Source organism: Halopseudomonas pachastrellae, from assembly GCF_900114765.1.
Classification (GTDB): Bacteria; Pseudomonadota; Gammaproteobacteria; order Pseudomonadales; family Pseudomonadaceae; genus Halopseudomonas; species Halopseudomonas pachastrellae.
This window is the reverse complement of record NZ_FOUD01000009.1, coordinates 129,652-149,574: the sequence shown is the minus strand read 5'-3', so window position 1 is coordinate 149,574 and position 19,923 is coordinate 129,652. Positions and strand designations below refer to the sequence as shown.

Sequence of the window (19,923 nt, the reverse complement as noted above, 5' to 3'; positions counted from 1 at the left end):
AAATATCCTCGGGAGTTGAATCAATGCTTATTCGATGACCGACTGGCCGTTACGCACGAAGCTGGGCTTGACCACGCGTACGTCCAGCAGCTTGCCGCGAATCTCGACCTTGGCGCTGCTGCCGGTCGCACGGGGCACACGGGCCAGTGCGATGGAGTAACCCAGAGTCGGGGAGAAGGTACCGCTGGTGATTTCGCCTTCGCCGACGCCGTCGACGATGACTTTCTGGTGGCCGCGCAGCACGGCGCGCTCTTCCAGCACCAGGCCCACCAGCTTGGGCTGATCGCCGGCGGCTTTCTGGGCTTCCAGCGCCTGACGACCGATAAAGTCGCGCTCGGCCGGCTCCCAGGCGATGGTCCAGGCCATGTTGGCCGCCAGCGGAGAAATGCTTTCGTCCATGTCGGAGCCGTACAGATTCATGCCGGCTTCCAGACGCAGGGTGTCACGCGCACCCAGACCGCAAGGTTTGCAGCCCGCGCCCAGCAGCGCCTGCCAGAAATCGGCGGATTGCTCAGCCGGCAGCATGATCTCCAGACCGTCCTCACCGGTGTAACCGGTACGACCGATAAACCAGTCGCCAGACGGCAAACCCTGGAAGGGCTTGAGGTCGCTGATCAGTGCGGCGCGATCATCGCTGACAACGGATTTGACCAGTTCCAGCGCCTGCGGGCCCTGCACCGCGATCATCGCCAGCTCACTGCGCTCGGTCAGGTTCACGGCAAAGGTGTCGGCCTGTTTGCTCATCCAGGCCAGGTCTTTTTCGCGGGTCGCGGCATTGACTACCACGCGGTAGCCATCACCGGCCAGGTAGACAATCAGGTCGTCGATAACGCCACCCTGCTCGTTCAGCATGCCGCTGTACAGCGCCTTGCCCGGCGTTTTCAGACGCGCCACGTCGTTGGCCAGCAAATACTGCAGGTAGGCCTGCGCTTCGCTGCCATTCACATCGACCACGGTCATGTGCGACACATCAAACATGCCGACGGCGCGACGTACCTGATGGTGTTCTTCCAGCTGGGAGCCATAGTTGATTGGCATATCCCAGCCGCCAAAATCGACCATCTTGGCGCCAGCAGCCAGGTGCTGGTCGTACAGGGGAGTCCGCAGTGCCATTGCGCCATCCTTCGGTTCGGGGGGTTGCAAAGGGCGAATTGTAGCCGCAAACCCGGTCGCTGTGCAGCCCGCCGATCAGTGCGTCCGGCGCCGACTGACCGGCTGGGCCGAACGGCGGATCAACACAATCACCGGCAGCAGGCCGGTTGCAACCAGGGTAATGGCCGGCAGCGCCGCCTCGGGCCAGTTGCCTTCAGCGGTCAGGCTGTGGATACGCACGGCCAGGGTGTCCCAGCCAAAGGGCCGCATCAGCAGGGTCGCCGGCATTTCCTTCAGCACGTCAACAAACACCAGCAGTCCGGCGCTCAGCAGCCCCGGCATCAGCAGCGGCAAATAGACGCGCCAGAAGACACTGGCACCGGTGTGCCCAAGGCTGTGCGCCGCCTCAGGCAGCGCCGGCCGGATACGCGCCAGCGCGGTATCCAGCGGCCCGCTGGCCACCGCCATAAAGCGAATCAGATAGGCCAGCAACAGGGCAAACAGGCTACCCAGCAACAGCGGGGCCGGCGAATCGACGCCCAGCCAGGCCTGCAGCGGCACCACCAGCTGGTTATCCGCCACGCTGAACGCAAACATGATGCCCACCGCCAGTACCGAGCCGGGCAAGGCATAACCCAGGTTGGCCAGCGCTACCGCCGAACGCACCCGGCGCATGGGCTGCAGACGCCGGGCCAGCACCAGCAGCATCGCCACCACCACCGTGGTTACAGCGGCGATGCCGCCAAGGGTCAGGGTATTGCGGATCAGCGACCAGTAGCGCTCGTCAAAGTCACTGCCGCTGGTGAACAACCAGTAAAACAGCTGAACAAGCGGAATCACAAACGCGACCGCCAGTATCAGCAGGCAATACCCCGTGGCGAGCCAGGCGCGCACGCCGCGCAGCTGAAACAGCGGCCCCTGACGCGGCTTGTCGCTACCCGGAAAACGCTTGCTGCCCTGCGCTCGCCGCTCGGCATACAGCGCCAGCAGCACAAACAGCAGCAGCAGGCTGGCCAGCTGGGTTGCCGTCTGCAGGCTGTAGAAGCCGTACCAGGTTTTATAGATCGCAGTGGTAAAGGTGTCGTAGTTGAACACCGACACCGCGCCAAAATCAGCCAGGGTTTCCATCACGGCCAGCGCCGCGCCGGCGCCGATCGCCGGCCGCGCCATCGGCAAGGCCACCCGCCAAAAGGCCTGCCAGGGGCTGTGGCCTAAAATCCGCGCCGCTTCCATCAAGCCGCGCCCCTGCGCCAGAAAGGCGCCCCGAGCGAGCATGTAGACGTAGGGATAGAACACCAGCACCAGCACAAAAATCACACCGCCGGTGGAACGGATCGAGACCATGCGAAAGTCGTTGCCCAGCCAGCCGCGCAAGGTGGTTTGCAGCGGCCCGGCAAAGTCCAGAATGCCGATCATGACAAAGGCCAGCACATAGGCTGGCACCGCAAAGGGCAGCATCAAGGCCCAGTCCAGCCAGCGCCGGCCAGGGAAGTTACACAGACTGGTCAGCCAGGCCAGACTGACACCCAGCAGCACTACCCCGACGATCACGCCAACGGCCAGCACCAGCGTATTGCCCAGCAGGCGCGCCATCTGGGTTTCCAGCAGATGATTCCAGATGGTGCCGTCCAGCGAGTTCCAGCTCAGCGCCAACACCAGCAGCGGCAGCAACACCAGCACGGCGCCGGCGTAGGCAACAACGCGCCACTGGGGCTTGGAAACAACGGAAGAAGACGGCACCGGAACTCCTGCACAAGTCAGAAAAACAACAACGCCCAGCAGAGCTGGGCGTGCAGTATATCGGCAAAACCGCGCAGGATCAGTGCCAGCCGACACGATCCATCAGCATGATGGCTTCTGCCTGACGGCGACCAGCCACTTCGACATTGACGTCGTCACGCTTGAAGTCACCCCAGGAGGCCACTTCTTCAGACGGGGCGACCGACTCGTTGGCTGGGAATTCCTGGTTAACGTCGGCGAACACACGCTGCGCTTCTTCGGTGGTCAGCCACTCGAGGAAGGCAACAGCCTCATCCGCGTGCTTGGCGTGAGCAGTGACACCGGCACCGGAGATATTGACGTGCACACCACGGTCTTCCTGGTTCGGCCAGAACAGCTTGACCGGGAAGGACGGGTCAGCCTTTTCCAGACGACCGAAGTAGTAGCTGTTGACGATCCCAACGTCACACTGGCCGGCAGCAATAGCATTGAGCAGCGCGGTGTCATCACCAAAGGCCGGCGTCGCCAGGTTGTTGACCCAGCCCTGCAGGACCTCGGTGGTGCGCTCAACGCCGATGCTTTCCATCATGGTCGCGGTCAGCGACTGGTTGTACACCTTGCGCGAGGTACGCAGACACAGACGGCCAGCCCAGGCTTCATCCGCCAGCGCCTCGTAGGTGCTCAGCTCGGCCGGATCGACCCGTTCGGTGGAGTAGGCGATGGTCCGTGCACGCAGCGACAGGCCGGTCCACTGACCCTCGGCGGAGCGGTACTTGGCCGGGATGTTGGCGCTGATGGTCTCGGAGTCGACCGCGCGCAGAACGCCCTGCTGCTCGGCCTGCCACAGGTTACCGGCGTCCACGGTGATCAGCAGGTCAGCCGGGGTATTGGCACCTTCGGCCTTCAGGCGAGCCAGCAGCGGCGCTTCACTGTCGGTGATGTATTTGAAGGTGGTACCGGTCTTCTCGGTATAGAGATCGAATACCGGCTTGATCAGGTGGTCCTGACGGGCCGAGTACACTACCAGTTCTTCGGCCTGGGCGACGCCACCCAGAGTGCTGACGGCCAGCCCGAGGGCGGCGAGCTTGCGGATCACAGACATGAAAGGTCGCTCCGTTGCGTGTGGATGGCGGATGATAATAATTCCTGTTTTAACTGGCAATGCGGCGTTGCGCCTCATTACGTCGCCAGATGTTGCCAAAGGCTAGGGGCCTTAGGGTCTGGTGCCGTTTCGTTCACCCGCCTGTTGCAGCCTGTAAAGCCGCCAATCAAGGAGCAAGAAGCGTAGCGTGGTCATTCCACGTAAGCGACGAGCGACGCCGAGTGGCGGCTTTACAGGCGCAACCTCGGCTGCCCCACCCGCAGGGCCGGGGTCATTTTTCGGCCATGCTGCGTTGTCGGTCGCTCATGTGGACTAACCACACTGCACTCCCTCCGCCTTGCGTGGCCGAAAAATGGCCTCCGGCAGGCGGGTGAACGAAATGGCAACAGACCCTAGCGCGCCAGGCTTGGCAACTCGCCATCCAGCCCCATTGCCTGACGCATGACCCGCGCCTTGAGCAGCGGCGCACGGTCAAACAGCTGCATGCCAGCGTTGCGCAGCCAGCGCAGCGGCAACGCATCGGCGTGAAACAGCCGCTCAAAGCCCTCCATAGCCGCCATCACCGCCAGGTTGTTGCCCATGCGCGCGCGCTCGTAACGCTCCAGTACCGCCAGATCGGCAATAGCCTCTCCGCGCTCGCGGGCAGCCAGCAGCACATCAGCCAGTTGGGCAGCGTCAAGAAAGCCGAGATTAACCCCCTGCCCTGCCAGCGGATGAATACTGTGCGCGGCGTCCCCCAGCAGCGCCAGCCCCGGCATGACGTAGCGTTTGGCATGGCGCTGGCGCAGCGGAATGCAGACCCGCGGATCAGCGGCTTTTACCGCGCCAAGACGGCCTTCCAACGCCTCGGTCAGAGCCAGACAGAAGGCCTGATCATTCAGCGCCATGACGCGCTCGGCAGCGTCCGGCAACAGCGACCAGACAATCGAGCAGAAATGCCGGCCGTCGCGCGGCGGCAACGGCAGATAGGCCAGTGGCCCGCTCGGCAAAAAGCGCTGCCAGGCGGTGTCCTGATGGGGCTGGTCCAGCTCGATCGTGGTCACTACCGCGTGGTGCAGATAGTCCCACTCGCGCATGGCAAAACCGGCCAGATCACGCAGCCGGGAGCGTGCGCCATCTGCGCCCAGCACCAGCGGCGCGCGCAGCTGCCGGCCATCGTCCAGGTTCAGCCGCCAGCCCTCGTCTTCGCGCACCAGGCCTTGCACCCGGCTTTCGCCCAGCAAGCTCACATCGGTCTCCTGCAGGCGAGCCAGCAGTGCGTTCTGCACCTGCCAGTTCTCGACAATATGCCCGAGGCGCGGCTCGCTCAGCGCGTCAGCATCAAAGCGCACCTCACCAGTGCCCTCTGCATCCCAGACACACATGTGCCGGTAGGCGCAAAGACGCTCCGCCGGAATCCGCTGCCAGGCGCCGACAGCGCGCAGGATCTGCTCGGAGGCCGCACTCAGCGCACTGACACGCGGGTCGTAGCCCGAGGCGCTGCGCGGTTCGGGTAGCGCCGCGAGCGGCTGGGCGTCCAGCAGTGCCAGACGCAGCCCCTTGCCCACCAGCGCACAGGCCAGTACCGAGCCGACCATACCGGCCCCGACGACGATCAGATCAAATTGTCCGCTTTGCATGCCCTATCCCTTGAGTCCCATTGCCTGCCGGGCGAAGACCGACTTCAGCGGCGCGACGATATCCATCCCCAGCAACCCGAGGTTGCGCCCGGCCGCCAGCACCGGCCTGCGATTGCTGAACAGGCGCGTCAGACCGTCACTGAAAGCAATGGTCTGTTGCTGATCCTGGCGCTGGCGCTGCAGATAGCCATTGAGCAGCGCCAACTCACCCGGTGACTGATCGGACGCGGCGCCGGACAGCGTATCGGCCAGCGCCATGACATCGCGCAGGCTGAGGTTGAATCCCTGGCCGGCAATCGGATGCAGGCTGTGCGCTGCATTACCCAGCACCACCAGCCCGGTGCGCACCTGCTCTTCGGCCTCGATCAGACTGAGCGGATAACTGTGACGTGCACCGACGCGCTTGAGCGCACCCATGCGAAAGCCAAACGCGTCCTGCAGCGCGTGCAAAAAGGCTGCGTCAGACAGCGCCATCACATCCTCAGCCTGCGCCTCGGGCTGGGTCCACACCAGCGCACTGCGCCCGGCGGACATCGGCAGCAGCGCCAACGGGCCGCTCTCGGTGAAGCGCTCATAGGCCACACCCGCATGCCCTTGGCTGCTGGTGATATTGGCGATAATGGCGGTCTGCCCGTAAGGGCGCACCTGGCGGTGGATGCCCAACTGCTCCAGCAGCCCCGAGCGGCCACCATCGGCCAGCACCAGCAGATCAGTCGCTTGCTCGTGCAACTGCCCGTCCTGCTCGACCTGCAGCAACCAGCCAGTACGGGCCGGCTCGGCGCGCACAACCCGCGCCGGCGCCTGCCACTGCACCACCCGCTCGTCCAGCGCGCCCAGCAGCGCTCGGCCCAGCTGTGCGTTTTCGACAACATAGCCGAGCGCCGGCACCCGCTCCTGCTCGGCATGCAGACGGGTAACACCCGGATGACCGCGGTCAGATACATGAATCTGCCGGATCGGCTCGGGCGCCGCCTCGGCCTGCACGCCCGCCCACACGCCCAACCGTTCGAACAACAGCCGACTGCCGTGGGACAGCGCCGTGGAGCGCGCATCAAAACTCGGTTGCAGTGCACCACTGGCCGGCGGCTGCGCTTCGATCAACTCGATGCGCCAGCCGCGCTGTCTGGCCTGTGGCTGCAACGCCAGCGCCAGGCTGGCGCCGACCATGCCGCCACCAACAATGCTGATGCGGCGGCTCACGCAGGCTCAGCCTGACGTGCAGCGGCCATCAGCGCCTCAATCTCGTCGGGGTCCTTGGGCACCTTGGCCGTCAGCACCTCGTAGCCGGTTTTGGTCACCACTACATCGTCTTCGATCCGCACGCCGATACCGCGCCACTTGCGCGGCACGCTGTCATCATCTGGCGAGATGTAGATGCCGGGTTCCACGGTCATCACCATGCCCGGCTCCAGCTGGCGCCAGACGCCACCAACGCGGTATTCACCCACGTCGTGCACGTCCATACCCAGCCAGTGGCCGAGGCGGTGCATGTAGAAGCGACGATAGGCCTCACCGGCGATCAAGGCGTCAACATCGCCTTGCAGCAGGCCCAGCTCGACCAGCCCAGCGGTGATAGCGCGCACACTGGCGTCGTGAGATTCGTTCCAGCTGTGCTCAGGCCCGATCACCGCCATGGCCGCCTCCTGCGCCGCCAGCACGATGTCGTAAATGGCGCGTTGCTCGGGGCTGAACTTGCCGTTGGCCGGGAAAGTACGGGTAATGTCGCTGGCGTAGCAGTCCAGCTCGCAGCCGGCATCAATCAGCACCAGATCGCCATCGCGTACCTGCGCGGTGTTCTCGGTGTAATGCAGGATGCAGGCGTTCTTGCCGGCGGCAACAATGGAGGAATAGGCCGGTGAGCGGCTGCCGTGGTGCATGAAGCAGTGCTGCAGCTCGGCTTCGAGCTGGTACTCGTAGCAACCGGGACGGCAGAACTGCATGGCCCGCACATGGGCCTCGGCAGAGATATCGGCCGCAGCCTGCATGACCTTCTGCTCACCGGCGCTCTTGTACAGACGCATGTCGTGCAGCAGGTGATCCAGCGCGACAAACTCCTTCGGCGGCTGCGCGCCCAGGCGCGCCTTGCTGCGAATCAGGTTGATCCAGTTGGTCAGCCGGCGATCAAACTCGGCGTTGGCACCCATGGCGTAATAGACGCGCTCGCGACCCTCAATCAGCCCGGGCAGAATGTCGTCGATATCACTGATGGGGAACGCGTCATTGGCGCCGTACTCGACGACCGCACCCTCTTGCCCGGCACGATAGCCATCCCACAGCTCGCGCTCCTTGTCCTTCTCGCGGCAGAACAGCACATATTCGCCGTGCTCGCGGCCGGGAATCAGAACAGCCACGGCCTCAGGCTCGGGGAAGCCGGTAAGATACTGAAAATCGCTGTCCTGGCGGTAGTTGTGCTCGACATCACGGTTACGGATAAACACCTGGGCCGCCGGCAGCACGGCAATGCTGTTGGCTTCCATCTGGTTCATCAGCGCCTTGCGGCGGCGGGCATATTCCTGCTTGCTGATTCGCATCTTCACCTCAATCAATGCAGTGCGGCGGGCGGGGCGTCCTGTTGCTTATCATTGCTCTGACATTCGCTGAACACCATCAGTGTGGCCATGCGCACGTATTCCATGACCTCCATGAAGTCGACCTCGTTACCTTCGGAGTCATCCAGATCGGACTGCACCTGGGCAATGGCGGCAAAATCACGCAGCACGCCATCGGCCTCCTCGCTCAGCTCGGCGCTGCGCTCGACCAGGCCAAAGCCGGCCAGAAAGCCGTCGCACCACTGCCCCAGCGCGGCGGTGCGCAGGTCGATACCGGCGTCATCGTCAGGCAGCAACAAGGTCAGGCTGAAGCCGCTGCCGGCCAGCTCGGCAAGACTGGCGTCGTAGAGCTGGATCAGCGCAACCTTGCCGGCCTCGGACAGACTGCCGCGCCCGTCCAGCAACTCCTGGGCAACATTCAGCCAGGTGGTGTGATCCAGGCGCGAACCGGCGCTCAGGCGGCCAACCAGGTGGCCGTGCAGTTCAGGCGGACGGCCCACGGCAGCCAGATCACTGCAGATCTGCGCGTAACGGTCGTAGTCAAATACAGCGTGCATCAAGGCCATGCGGTGCTCCCACAAAAAACAGTCGCTGCCGAGCGGCGCGGATACAGGTATGCTGTCGCCGGCACCGCATTGCAGCGGGTGAACCCAATGGGGCTATTGTGCCTGTGCGCAGCGGTTTAAATCTACCGCCCGGGCCGCTGATGCAGCGCCGGCCAGCCGCCCCAGGCAGCCACCGGCTGCGGGTTTGACCACCCTGCAGGGCGCCTCTATAGTGGCTCAACCCCCCGGGAAGACAGAATGGCGGCAATGGACGATTTGGATATCCAGGCACTGACCCAGCGCATCAGCCAGCTGATTGATCTGTGCGACCAGCTGAAACTGCAGAATCAGCACCTGCAGGCGCAGGAGCGTTTGTGGCGCGATGAACGACTGCAGTTAATTGAAAAGAACGATTTGGCCCGTCAGAAGGTCGAAGCCATGATTCTGCGACTCAAATCCCTGGAGCACGACTCATGAGCCAACCCCTGACCGTCACCCTGCACATCCTCGACAAGGAATACCGCGTCAGCTGCCCGCCGGAAGAGCGCTCCAATCTGGAGCAGGCTGCACGCCATCTGGACACCACCATGCGCGACATCCGCAACAGCGGCAAGGTGGTCGGTGTCGAGCGTATTGCCGTCATGGCCGCGCTGAATATCAGCCACGACATGCTCACCGGCAGCCATCAGCAAACCGCAGACCTTAGCGCCCAGCAGGCCCAGATCAGCGAGCTGGTCAAACGCCTGGACCAGGCGTTGGAAGGCCACCAGAGCTAACTGCTGCCCTGCGCGCACGCGGCACGAGCAAACAACCATCGAAGTCGGCGACAAACTTCTGTATAGTTACTCCCGTCCCTGGGGTGTTGGCCAGCCGGAGATGTCCCTGAGCCGATACTCCTGTACCAGGGGACTACGCGCGGTGCCAGTGTGCATGTCCGCATGACGGAAAGCCTGAGGTATCGCCGTATTCTCCGCCTTGAACTTTCGGGTTCAAGGGCTAACCCGGCAGCGGCACTCTGGGGACTCCTTTCAGCATGAACCAGCCTGTTTCACGCGCCCAATTACGACGTCAACTGCGCCAACGCCGCCGCGCGCTCAGCCGCGCCCAGCAACGCGCCGCCGCACGCCGTCTGCAGCGCGCCATGGCCCAGGACCTGCGGTTCATACGCGCCCGGCATATCGCCTTTTACCTGGCCAACGATGGCGAGATCGACCCCGCACCACTGATGCAGCACGCCCGGCGCCTGGGCAAGCACTGCTACCTGCCGGTACTCAGCCGCTGGCCCAGCACAGCCATGCGTTTTCAGCGCCTGATCACAGGCCAGCTCTGGCAGCACAATCGCTTTGGCATACGCGAGCCACGGGCGCAGCGAACCCTGCAGGTGAAAGCCTGGCGTCTTGATCTGGTGTTATTACCACTCGTGGGGTTTGATGCGGCGGGCAACCGCCTGGGCATGGGTGGCGGCTTCTACGACCGGGCCTTTGCCTGGCGACGCTGGCGCACCCACACGCGCAGGCCGCGCTTGCTGGGGCTGGCGCACCACTGTCAACAAGTTGAACATCTGGATGGCGCGAGCTGGGATATCCCGCTCGACGCCGTTGTCACCGACCGCCGCCCCTGATCAGGGCGCGCGCTGCATTTGTGTCTCAGCGCTGCGGTCAAGGTAACTCTGGGTATACCCCGTGGTCACCACCCCCAACCCGAATACGATAACCAATACCCACAGCAAATCTGGTTTGCGTCGCACGCGTTGCCTCCTGACGATTACGGCAATCTAATAATATGAATTACGCAGCGCCCCCCGAATGAGACTAATTGTCGCTGCGTATCGAACGTTTACCTACACCCTTGTCACAAATCTGTCAACAAACAGGGAACATATCATGGCCTACTGGCTGCTCAAGTCCGAACCCGACGCCTTCTCGATCGACGACCTGCAGCGCCTGCAGCAGGGCGTCTGGGATGGGGTCCGCAACTATCAGGCGCGCAATTTCATGCGCGACATGCAGCCCGGCGACAGCTTTCTGTTCTACCACTCCAGCTGCCAACCGCCGGGGCTGGCCGGAATCGGCCGTATTACCAGCGCCCCCTACCCCGACCGCACAGCGCTGGATCCGAACAATCCGTATCACGACGCCCGGGCCAGCGAGGATCGCCTTCCGTGGGTCGCGGTGGACGTCGCCTTTGAAGAAAAGTTCCCGCGTCTGTTCAGCCTCGACCAGCTACGCGCGCTGGCCGGCCTGGAGGGGCTGGCCTTGCTGCAGCGCGGCAGCCGCCTGTCGGTCATGCCTGTAGAACCAGAGCAGTGGCAGATTATGCTGGCAGCTGCACGCAGCTAGGCACTGGTCTGGCTGCAAGCACTGTGCTATCACTATGACAACGAAGCTGGGCAACAACACGCGGAATAGCCCAGCTTCTGTCGTTTAGAGAACAGCCATGCCCGCTAATGCCATGCCCACGCCAATCAAACAGTTTCCGCGACTGGTTCTTGCGCTGTTCTGCATCCTGGCATTAGCCCTGTACCTGCTGTGGCAAGCACTGCTGAACGCAGAGCAAGAGCAAGCCCGCGCGCGCCTGCAACTGGAGGCCGACGCCCTCGCCCATCAGATCCAAACCCGCTTCGAGCAACAGGCCGCCACCCTGGTGCGCCTAGCCGAACGCTGGCCACAACACCGCGAAAGCCGAGACCTGTGGACCGCCAACGCCGCACAGCTGCTACGCGACGATGACAACCTTCAGGCCATCGAGTGGCTGGACGCCAGCTTTCGCATGCGCTGGATCGAGCCACTTCGCGGCAACGAGGCGGCCATTGGCCTGACCTACAAGCCGACCCACCCCAACTACCCATTTCTGCTGGCAGCACGAGACAGCGGCCAGCCACGCCTGAGCAACTCCTTTGAGCTGGTGCAGGGCGGATTGGGGCTCGCCTACTACATACCGCTGCACCGCATCAGCGGCGATGTGCGCCGCTTTGATGGCTTTTTGCTGGGCATCTTTCGCGTCGAGGTATTGATCAACGATCTGCTCAGCGAGCTGCGGGCAGCAGATCGGAGCCTGCGCTTTGAGGAAAACGGCAAGGCGCTGTACCGCGCCGAGAGCGACGATCAGGCTGCTCCATGGAGTGTCAGCAGCCCGGTCACTCTGGCCGACAACAGCAACTTTGTACTGGTCATGCGCCCCACCGATCAACTACTCGCCAGTACCACCACACAGCTGCCACTGATGGTTGTAATCTCCGGCGCGCTGGCCGCACTGCTGCTGTGTATTTCACTCATGCTGGCCGGGCGCGGCGCCCAGCGCAGCCAGCAATTGGCGCGCAGCAATCATCAACTGCAGGCCGAGATAAAGCGCCGCCAGGAGACTGAGGAAACCCTGCAGCACAACCAGGCTCGGCTCAAGCTCATCCACGACATGACCGACCACAGCCACGACGCCCTGTTCATACTGGGGCTGGAGCCGCTTGAGGTCGTCTATCTCAACCGTACCTGCTGGCAAAGTCTCGGCTACAGCGAAGCGGAGCTGCGCGAGATTCTGCGCATCGCGCCCAACGACATCATGCCCGGCGCGATCACGTGGCTGAAAGAACTGAGCAGCATGATTCACAGCCAGGGCGATGCCATCTACCAGAAACGGGTGACAAGACGCGACGGCCAGACCCGGCCGCTGGAAGTCAGCGTACGTCACCTGCGCCGCCTGGGCCGCGACTACCTGATCTGCGTGGGGCGCGACAACAGCGAGCAACTGCAACTGGCGGCACGCCTGCAGCAGCTCTCGCACCAGGACGGACTCACCGGCCTGTTCAACCGGCGCTACTTTGACAAGACCCTGATCAGCGAATGGCGACGCCTGCGGCGCGAGCAGACGCCGCTTGGGCTGCTGATGCTGGATGTGGATCACTTCAAGCACTTTAACGATGAGCTGGGACACCAGGCCGGGGACGATGCGCTGCAGCAGGTTGCCACTGCGCTGAACAGCTGCCTGATGCGCGAGGGAGATTGCGTGTGCCGCTACGGCGGGGAGGAATTTGCCGTCATTTTGCCGGGCGCGGGCGCCAGTCAATGCCTGCAGGTTGCCGAGCGTATTCATAACGCCATCGCCAAACTGAATATCCGGCATCCGCACACTACCGTGGAGCACGGACGCCTGACAGTCAGCATTGGCGCGGCCAGCCTGATACCGCAACCGCAATGGAGCCCGCACGACCTGGTCCATCAGGCCGACACGGCGCTTTACCAGGCCAAGTCCGGCGGGCGCAACCGCTCGCAGCTCAGCAAGCCAGAAGAATCTCAGCCCAGGTAAAGTCGATAGGCCGGGTTGTCGGTCTCATCCCAGTACTGGTAGCCGATACCATCGAGCGCCGCCGGGAGCAGGTGACGCTCGCTTTCCGGCACCTGCAGGCCGGCGACCACGCGGCCATAAGCCGCGCCATGGTTGCGGTAGTGGAACATCGAAATATTCCAGCGCCCGCCCAGCTTGTTGAGGAAGTTGAACAACGCGCCTGGGCGCTCCGGAAACTCGAAGCGGAACACCTGCTCATCGGTTACGTGCTCGGCGTGACCACCGACCATATGACGAATGTGCAGCTTGGCCAGCTCATTGTCGGTCAAATCCAGCACCGGGAAGCCATCTTCGGCCAGCTGACTGACCAGCTTGTCGCGCGGATCAAGCTCGGGATGGGTCTGCACACCCACGAAGATGTGCGCCTCGCTGCCGGTGTGGTAGCGGTAGTTGAATTCGGTGATAGCGCGTTTGCCAATGGCTTCGCAGAAGTGCTTGAAGCTGCCGGGCTTTTCCGGAATGGTCACCGCCAGCAGGGCTTCACGCTTCTCGCCGATCTCGGCACGCTCGGCGACATGACGCAAACGGTCAAAGTTGATGTTGGCGCCCGAGTCGATGGCGACCAGCACCTGACCGCTGCAGCCTTCACGCTCGACGTACTTCTTGATCCCGGCAACACCCAGACAGCCTGCCGGCTCGCAGATCGAGCGGGTATCGTCGTAGATATCCTTGATCGCCGCGCACATCTCGTCGGTGGTCACGGTGATGACCTCATCAACGTACTGACGACACACCTCAAAGGTGTGCTCACCAATCTGGGCAACCGCAACGCCATCGGCAAACAGCCCGACCTGCCCGAGCACAACGCGCTCGTCAGCGGCCAGGGCAGCGTGCAGACAAGCCGAGTCTTGCGGCTCGACGCCGATCACCTTGATGTCCGGACGCAGGTATTTGACGTAAGCGGCGATACCCGCCACCAGGCCGCCGCCGCCGACCGGCACAAAGATCGCGTTCAGCGGCCCCTGCACCTGGCGCAGAATCTCCATTGCCACGGTGCCCTGACCGGCAATGGTGTCTGGATCATCGTAGGGGTGGATGTAGACGTAGCCCTTTTCCTTGACCAGCTTCTGCGAGTAGGCCAGCGCTTCATCGAAGGCATCACCGTGCAATACCACCTTGCCGCCCCGTGCACGCACCGCCTTGACCTTGATCTCGGGCGTGGTACGCGGCATCACGATGGTCGCCTTCACGCCCATGTGCCGTGCCGCGTAGGCCAGGCCCTGGGCATGGTTGCCGGCAGACGCCGCTACCACACCGCAGGCGCGCTGCTCGTCGGTCAACTGCGCCAGCTTGTTATAGGCACCGCGAATCTTGAAGGAGAACACCGGCTGCAGATCTTCGCGCTTGAGCAGGACAGTGTTGCCCAGTCGCTCGGAGAGAAAGGGCGCCGCGTGCACCGGGGTTTCCACCGCCACATCGTAAACCGGTGAGCAGAGGATCTTCTTGACGTAGGTTTCCAGCATGGGAGAGGCCAACTGATCGGGGAAATGGGAAAGGCGCAAGTCTAGCGAATCACAGCCCCCGCGACTACACGCGCCCCGTGCTGCACCGTATAATCGCGCTTTTGCACAGCCCGCGATGAGGAGCCAAGATGACCCAGGACGAAATGAAACAGGCGGTAGGACAGGCCGCCGTTGAGCGTCTGTTGCCGCATCTGGATGCAGACAGCATCGTCGGCGTCGGTACCGGCTCCACCGCCAACTGCTTTATCGACGCACTGGCCAAACACAAACTGGCCTTCGACGGTGCCGTCGCCAGCTCCGAAGCCACCGCCGAGCGCCTGAAAAGCCACGGCATCACCGTTTATGACCTCAACGGCGCACCGCAACTCGACTTCTACGTAGACGGCGCCGATGAAAGCAACGAGAACCTGGAACTGATCAAGGGTGGTGGCGCTGCGCTGACCCGCGAAAAAATCGTCGCTGCGGTTGCCAAAACCTTCATCTGTATCGCCGATGAAAGCAAACTGGTGCCGGTGCTGGGCGAGTTTCCGCTACCGGTCGAGGTCATCCCGATGGCCCGCAGCCACGTCGCGCGCGAGATCGTCAGACTCGGTGGCGACCCGGTCTACCGCGAAGGCTGCATCACGGACAACGGTAACGTCATCCTCGACGTATACAACATGTCGATCGTTAACCCCAAGCAACTGGAAGCCGACCTCAACGCCATTGTCGGCGTGGTCTGCAACGGCCTGTTCGCCGCCCGCCCGGCAGATGTGCTGCTGCTTGGCACCCCTCAGGGCGTGCGCACTATCGAGCGCAGCTGAATCGCTGCGCCGCCCTACTCCGGCACAAAGCGATAGAACAGGTTCGGCTCGCTGACCAGATACAGTCGCTGCTGCTCGTCCATCGCCAAGCCTTCGGCCTGCGGCACCGTGTGCTCCAGGCCGTGCATGCCACGCCACAACCCCAGCAGGCTGCGCGGGTGGCTGTCTTCGTCGTATTCGACCAGCATGTTTGACTCGTCGCTGAGCAGCAGCAGGTGCCCAGTCTCATCGTGCAGACTCAAAGAGGACAGGTCGCGCACGAACAGCCAGGGTGAGTCAGGGGATTTCAGCTCCTCGATACGGACGGCGATCGGACTACCCGGCGACGCACCGATAAAGCCGCTCACCGCCAGTACGCGCAAGGGGTCGCGCTCTTTGACCACCAGCAAGCGCTGCAGCCGCTGATCCCAGGACAAGCCCTCGAAGCCCTTGTTGCCATTGAGGTCAAGGCCAATGGTCAGACTGGGCGCCCCTGCCACATCAAGTTCTACGGCGTCATCGGCCACTTCAATTTCGATCAACCGCTGGGTGCGCTCCTCGGCGATCACAAAGCGGTTACCTGCCACATAGGTCAGGCCTTCCATATCCTGCACGCCGTTGATACGCACCTTGCGCAGCAGTTGGCCTTCAACCGACAGCTCCACCAGCAACGGCTCGCCGTTTAGCACCGCAAAAAGAGTACCGGTCTGCGGGTTGAAGGTCAGGGCCGACACATCATCGTCCAGCCCTTCAATAGGCTGCCTCTGGATATCCACCCGATAGCGGTCCAGCGCCAGCGAGTCGTGGTGCGCTGGCGCCTGTTGCATTCGCCAACTGTGCCACCAGAGCACGTCCAGATGCAGGTAATGAAGTACGCCCCCGCCCAGCACCAGCAGCAGCAGGACAAGGGCAATCAGCAATTTTTTCATCGGCGCTCCAGAGGTTAACGGCCCCACTCGGACCAGCGCCAACGCCGCCGGTTCACCCGGCGATACGGGTGTCGACCTGCAACCGGCCAGGAATAGCCAGACACAGCGCATCGCCCGGGTTGAGCACACCTACGCCTGCCGGCGTGCCGGTAATGACCACATCCCCTGGCAGCAGCGTAAATTGGGTCGCGATATGCCGCAGCAGCGCCAAAATCGGCGTAATCATCTCGGCCGCCGTACCGGACTGGCGGCGCTCACCGTTGATATCCAGTTGCAAGGCCAGGGTATGCAGATCACCCGCCTCGGCTTTCGGCACAAAGGGCGACAGCGGGCAGGCGCCGTCAAAGCACTTTGCGCGCTCCCAAGGATGGCTCTTGCTCTTCAACTGATCCTGCAATTCACGCAGGGTCAGGTCGAGCGCCAGACCAACACCAATAATTGCCGCCTCTGCCTCTTCTTCACTGACCATGCCGCTCAAGGGCGCACCGACCAGCAGAGCGATCTCGGTTTCGTAATGCACCGGACCACGGCCCTGCACCAGCTCGATCGACGGCGTCATCGGCACCACAGAGGTTGCCGGCTTGATAAACAGCAGCGGCTCGGCCGGCACCGGGTTATTCAGTTCGCGGGCGTGCTCGGCGTAGTTGCGCCCGACACACACCACCTTGCCCATCGGTAGGTCAATCACACTGCCGTCTACATACTGATGCTGATAGGTCATATGCCCTGCTCTCGCTTTTGCCTTTGCCTTTGCCTTTGCCTTTGCTTGCAGCTGTCAGTTAAATATCTTGCCGGGGTTCATGATGCCGTTGGGGTCAAATACTGCCTTGATCGACTTCATCACCGCGATTTCCGCCGGGCTGCGGCTGTAGGTCAGATAATCGCGCTTGGTCATGCCCACGCCGTGCTCGGCAGAGATTGAGCCGTTGTATTTTTCGACGATCTCGAACACCCACTTGTTGACCGTCGCGCACTTGGCGAAGAACTCGTCCTTGGACAGATTCTCGGGCTTGAGGATGTTCAGGTGCAGGTTGCCGTCGCCGATATGGCCGAACCAGACGATCTCGAAGTCCGGATAATGCTCGCCGACAATGCTGTCGATGTCGTGCAGGAAGGCTGGCACCTTGCCGACGGTCACCGAGATATCATTTTTGTAGGGCGTCCAGTGGGAGATGGTCTCGGAGATAAACTCGCGCAGCTTCCACAGGTTTTCCAGCTGCTGCTGGCTCTGGCTCATGACGCCATCCAGCACCCAGCCCTGTTCGACGCAGTGCTCAAAGGTAGCCAGCGCATCATTGGCGATATCTTCGCTGACCGCTTCAAACTCCAGCAGCGCGTAGAAGGGGCATTCGGTTTCGAACGGCGCAGGCACATCGCCACGGCCCATGATTTTGGCCATGGCTTTGTCAGAGAAGAACTCGAACGCGGTCAGGTCGAGCTTGCCCTGAAAGGCGTGCAGTACCGGCATGATGGAATCAAAGTCCGGCGTGCCGAGTACCATCGCCGTCAGATTCTTCGGTGCGCGCTCCAGCCGCATGGTCGCCTCAACGACGAAGCCCAGGGTGCCTTCTGCGCCGATAAACAGCTGACGCAGATCGTAGCCGGTGGCGTTCTTGATCAGGTCACGATTCAGCTCCAGCAGCTCGCCGGTGCCGGTAACCACTTTCAGACCGGCGACCCAGTTACGGGTCATGCCGTAGCGAATCACCTTGATACCGCCGGCATTGGTGCCGATATTGCCACCAATCTGGCTGGAACCGGCAGAGGCAAAATCAACCGGATAGTACAGGCCCTTTTCTTCAGCAAATTGCTGCAGCTGCGCGGTCACAACACCCGGCTGGCACACCACAGTGCGATCAAAGGCGTTGAACTCGCCGATCTGGTTCATGTAGTCAAACGACACCACAATCTCGCCGTTGGCCGCTACCGCCGCGGCAGACAGGCCGGTACGCCCACCGGAGGGCACCAGCGCCAGCTTCTGCTCATTGGCAAAGCGAACGATTGCCTGCACCTGCTCAACGGTCTTGGGGAACACAATCGCCAGCGGTGCCGGTGCAAAGTGCTTGGTCCAGTCCTTGCCCCAGTTATCGAGGGACTCGGCATCCACACGGACCTTGTCCGCGTCCACCAGGGTCTTGAGGGTTTCAATCACAGCATCAGGGGTCATGGTGCGCTCTCAAAGGGAATTAATGCAGTACCTGAAGACTTTTCATGCGTCTGCGGGCATCAAAAAAGGCAGATTATGCTAGCATACGCGACTTCCGAAACAGGCCCCTTCTGTCATCTGCAGCCAAAGTGGCCTGCCTCGGACTTTCCGATATCAGCACCCGGGTAACTCACACCATGGCCAACACCTCGCTGGACAAAAGCAAGATCAAGTTCCTGCTGCTCGAGGGCGTACACCAGACCGCCGTCGATACACTGAAGGCAGCCGGTTACACCAACATCGAGTACCACACCGGCTCGCTGCCTGAAGAGCAGCTGAAGGAGTCCATTGCCGACGCCCATTTCGTCGGCATTCGCTCGCGCACCCAACTGACCGAAGAGGTCTTTGCGCAGGCGCACAAACTGGTCGCGGTTGGCTGCTTCTGTATCGGCACCAACCAGGTTGACCTGGACGCGGCCATGCGTCGTGGCGTAGCCGTATTCAACGCCCCCTACTCCAACACCCGCTCGGTTGCCGAGCTGGTGCTGGCCGAGGCGATCCTGCTGCTGCGCGGTATTCCGGAAAAGAACGCTGCCTGTCACGAAGGTGGCTGGAGCAAGAGCGCAACTGGCTCCTATGAAATCCGCGGCAAGAAGCTCGGCATCATTGGCTACGGCTCCATCGGCACCCAGCTGTCCGTGCTAGCTGAAAGCCTGGGCATGCAGGTGCTGTTCTACGATGTGGTCACCAAGCTGCCGCTGGGTAACGCCACTCAGGTAGGCTCGCTGGCAGAACTGCTGGCCGAGGCTGACATCGTCACCTTGCACGTGCCGGAAACCGCTGCCACCAAGTGGATGATCGGCGAGAAGGAAATCCGCACCATGAAAAAGGGCGGCATCCTGATCAACGCCGCTCGCGGCACCGTCGTCGATATCGACGCGCTGGCCGCAGCACTGGGCGACAAGCACCTGAGCGGTGCGGCAATCGACGTATTCCCGGTTGAGCCGCGTGCCAACGGTGAAGAGTTCATCAGCCCGCTGCGCGAGTTCCAGAACTGCATCCTGACCCCGCACATCGGTGGTTCAACCATGGAAGCGCAGGCCAACATCGGTCTGGAAGTCGCCGAGAAGCTGGTACGTTACAGCGACAACGGCACCTCCATCACCTCGGTCAACTTCCCGGAAGTGGCGCTGCCGTCGCACCCGGGCAAGCACCGCCTGCTGCACATCCACGAGAACGTGCCGGGCGTCATGAGCGAGATCAACCAGGTGTTCGCTGCCAACGGCATCAACATCTGTGGTCAGTTCCTGCAGACCAACGAGAAAGTCGGCTACGTCGTCATCGACGTCGACGCCGAGTACTCGGACCTGGCTCTGGAGAAAATCCAGCAGGTCAAAGGCACTATCCGCGTTCGCGTACTGTTCTAAGACAGCTCGCAGCAACGCAAAAAGGGGCGCACCCACAAGGTTGCGCCCCTTTTTTGTTCTCGCGTAATAGCAGGATTATCGCCGGGCGTTTCGCTGCCAAAGCCAAGGCTGATAGCGCGATCAACCGCTCTGCTGATGCAGGGCGCGGGCGGACTAAGCCAAAGGCGTGTCCGCGCCTCTGATGCCTGCACTGCTGCTAGCTTGCCTTCGCC

The 19,923-nt window shown here is 62.4% G+C and carries 18 protein-coding genes and 1 other RNA gene; 8 read left to right on the top strand and 11 right to left on the bottom strand.

Annotation, left to right across the window (positions count from 1 at the left end; genetic code table 11):
• Positions 1-27 precede the first annotated feature (27 nt).
• The 7 genes from gcvT to BM116_RS09025 all read right to left on the bottom strand — a co-directional run bounded on the left by gcvT (position 28) and on the right by BM116_RS09025 (position 8,647).
• Positions 28-1,113 carry a glycine cleavage system aminomethyltransferase GcvT gene (gene gcvT, locus BM116_RS09055; RefSeq protein ID WP_083728848.1) on the bottom strand — a complete coding sequence of 362 codons (1,086 nt, stop codon included), beginning with the start codon at positions 1,111-1,113 and terminating at the stop codon, positions 28-30.
• Positions 1,114-1,188: 75 nt separating this feature from the next.
• Positions 1,189-2,832 (bottom strand): ABC transporter permease, encoded by a 1,644-nt coding sequence (locus tag BM116_RS09050; RefSeq protein WP_083728846.1) that lies wholly within the window; start codon positions 2,830-2,832, stop codon positions 1,189-1,191.
• 79 nt (positions 2,833-2,911) lie between these two features.
• On the bottom strand, positions 2,912-3,913 hold the full coding sequence (locus BM116_RS09045) for an extracellular solute-binding protein (protein WP_083728844.1): 1,002 nt from the start codon (positions 3,911-3,913) through the stop codon (positions 2,912-2,914).
• A gap of 392 nt (positions 3,914-4,305) precedes the next feature.
• On the bottom strand, positions 4,306-5,532 hold the full coding sequence (locus BM116_RS09040) for an FAD-dependent monooxygenase (RefSeq protein ID WP_083728842.1): 1,227 nt from the start codon (positions 5,530-5,532) through the stop codon (positions 4,306-4,308).
• A gap of 3 nt (positions 5,533-5,535) precedes the next feature.
• Positions 5,536-6,732 carry a 2-octaprenyl-6-methoxyphenyl hydroxylase gene (gene ubiH / locus BM116_RS09035; RefSeq protein ID WP_090475120.1) on the bottom strand — a complete coding sequence of 399 codons (1,197 nt, stop codon included), beginning with the start codon at positions 6,730-6,732 and terminating at the stop codon, positions 5,536-5,538.
• Positions 6,729-8,063, bottom strand: coding sequence for a Xaa-Pro aminopeptidase (gene pepP / locus BM116_RS09030; RefSeq protein ID WP_083728401.1), 1,335 nt, complete (start codon positions 8,061-8,063; stop codon positions 6,729-6,731). Before pepP ends, ubiH begins: the two co-directional genes overlap by 4 nt.
• An 11-nt stretch (positions 8,064-8,074) precedes the next feature.
• Positions 8,075-8,647, bottom strand: coding sequence for a UPF0149 family protein (locus BM116_RS09025; RefSeq protein WP_235846723.1), 573 nt, complete (start codon positions 8,645-8,647; stop codon positions 8,075-8,077).
• Positions 8,648-8,893: 246 nt separating this feature from the next.
• Between BM116_RS09025 and BM116_RS09020 the strand changes: the two genes are divergently transcribed.
• From BM116_RS09020 to BM116_RS08995, 6 genes are all read left to right on the top strand, one after another.
• Entirely contained in the window at positions 8,894-9,103 is a 210-nt protein-coding gene (locus BM116_RS09020) for a TIGR02449 family protein (protein ID WP_065335686.1), read from the top strand.
• Positions 9,100-9,402, top strand: coding sequence for a cell division protein ZapA (locus BM116_RS09015; RefSeq protein ID WP_083728402.1), 303 nt, complete (start codon positions 9,100-9,102; stop codon positions 9,400-9,402). Before BM116_RS09020 ends, BM116_RS09015 begins: the two co-directional genes overlap by 4 nt.
• Positions 9,403-9,474: 72 nt before the next feature.
• Positions 9,475-9,652, top strand: a non-coding RNA gene (gene ssrS / locus BM116_RS09010) — 6S RNA.
• A 7-nt stretch (positions 9,653-9,659) separates the two neighbouring features.
• A complete protein-coding gene (locus BM116_RS09005; protein ID WP_083728403.1) occupies positions 9,660-10,247 on the top strand; it encodes a 5-formyltetrahydrofolate cyclo-ligase in 588 nt (195 codons plus the stop codon).
• A 262-nt stretch (positions 10,248-10,509) separates the two neighbouring features.
• Positions 10,510-10,965, top strand: a complete 456-nt coding sequence (locus tag BM116_RS09000; protein ID WP_083728404.1) for an EVE domain-containing protein — start codon at positions 10,510-10,512, stop codon at positions 10,963-10,965.
• A 97-nt stretch (positions 10,966-11,062) separates the two neighbouring features.
• Positions 11,063-12,925: a diguanylate cyclase gene (locus tag BM116_RS08995; protein WP_083728405.1), complete on the top strand. Its 1,863-nt coding sequence runs from the start codon at positions 11,063-11,065 to the stop codon at positions 12,923-12,925.
• On the opposite strand, the gene ilvA is transcribed toward BM116_RS08995, so the two are convergent.
• Positions 12,913-14,427, bottom strand: coding sequence for a threonine ammonia-lyase, biosynthetic (gene ilvA / locus BM116_RS08990; protein WP_083728406.1), 1,515 nt, complete (start codon positions 14,425-14,427; stop codon positions 12,913-12,915). The genes BM116_RS08995 and ilvA overlap by 13 nt on opposite strands.
• A gap of 128 nt (positions 14,428-14,555) precedes the next feature.
• Here ilvA and rpiA point away from each other — a divergent pair, with 128 nt between their 5' ends.
• Positions 14,556-15,230, top strand: coding sequence for a ribose-5-phosphate isomerase RpiA (gene rpiA / locus BM116_RS08985; protein ID WP_083728407.1), 675 nt, complete (start codon positions 14,556-14,558; stop codon positions 15,228-15,230).
• Positions 15,231-15,244: 14 nt separating this feature from the next.
• Here rpiA and BM116_RS08980 read toward each other — a convergent pair whose 3' ends face one another.
• The 3 genes from BM116_RS08980 to BM116_RS08970 are packed head-to-tail and all read right to left on the bottom strand — an operon-like array spanning position 15,245 to position 18,305.
• Positions 15,245-16,138, bottom strand: coding sequence for an SdiA-regulated domain-containing protein (locus BM116_RS08980; RefSeq protein ID WP_083728408.1), 894 nt, complete (start codon positions 16,136-16,138; stop codon positions 15,245-15,247).
• Between the two features lie 52 nt (positions 16,139-16,190).
• Positions 16,191-16,859 (bottom strand): fumarylacetoacetate hydrolase family protein, encoded by a 669-nt coding sequence (locus tag BM116_RS08975; protein ID WP_083728409.1) that lies wholly within the window; start codon positions 16,857-16,859, stop codon positions 16,191-16,193.
• Between the two features lie 54 nt (positions 16,860-16,913).
• A complete protein-coding gene (locus BM116_RS08970; RefSeq protein WP_083728410.1) occupies positions 16,914-18,305 on the bottom strand; it encodes an FAD-binding oxidoreductase in 1,392 nt (463 codons plus the stop codon).
• A gap of 176 nt (positions 18,306-18,481) precedes the next feature.
• Here BM116_RS08970 and serA point away from each other — a divergent pair, with 176 nt between their 5' ends.
• On the top strand, positions 18,482-19,711 hold the full coding sequence (gene serA / locus BM116_RS08965) for a phosphoglycerate dehydrogenase (RefSeq protein WP_083728411.1): 1,230 nt from the start codon (positions 18,482-18,484) through the stop codon (positions 19,709-19,711).
• The last annotated feature ends 212 nt before the right edge of the window (positions 19,712-19,923 follow it).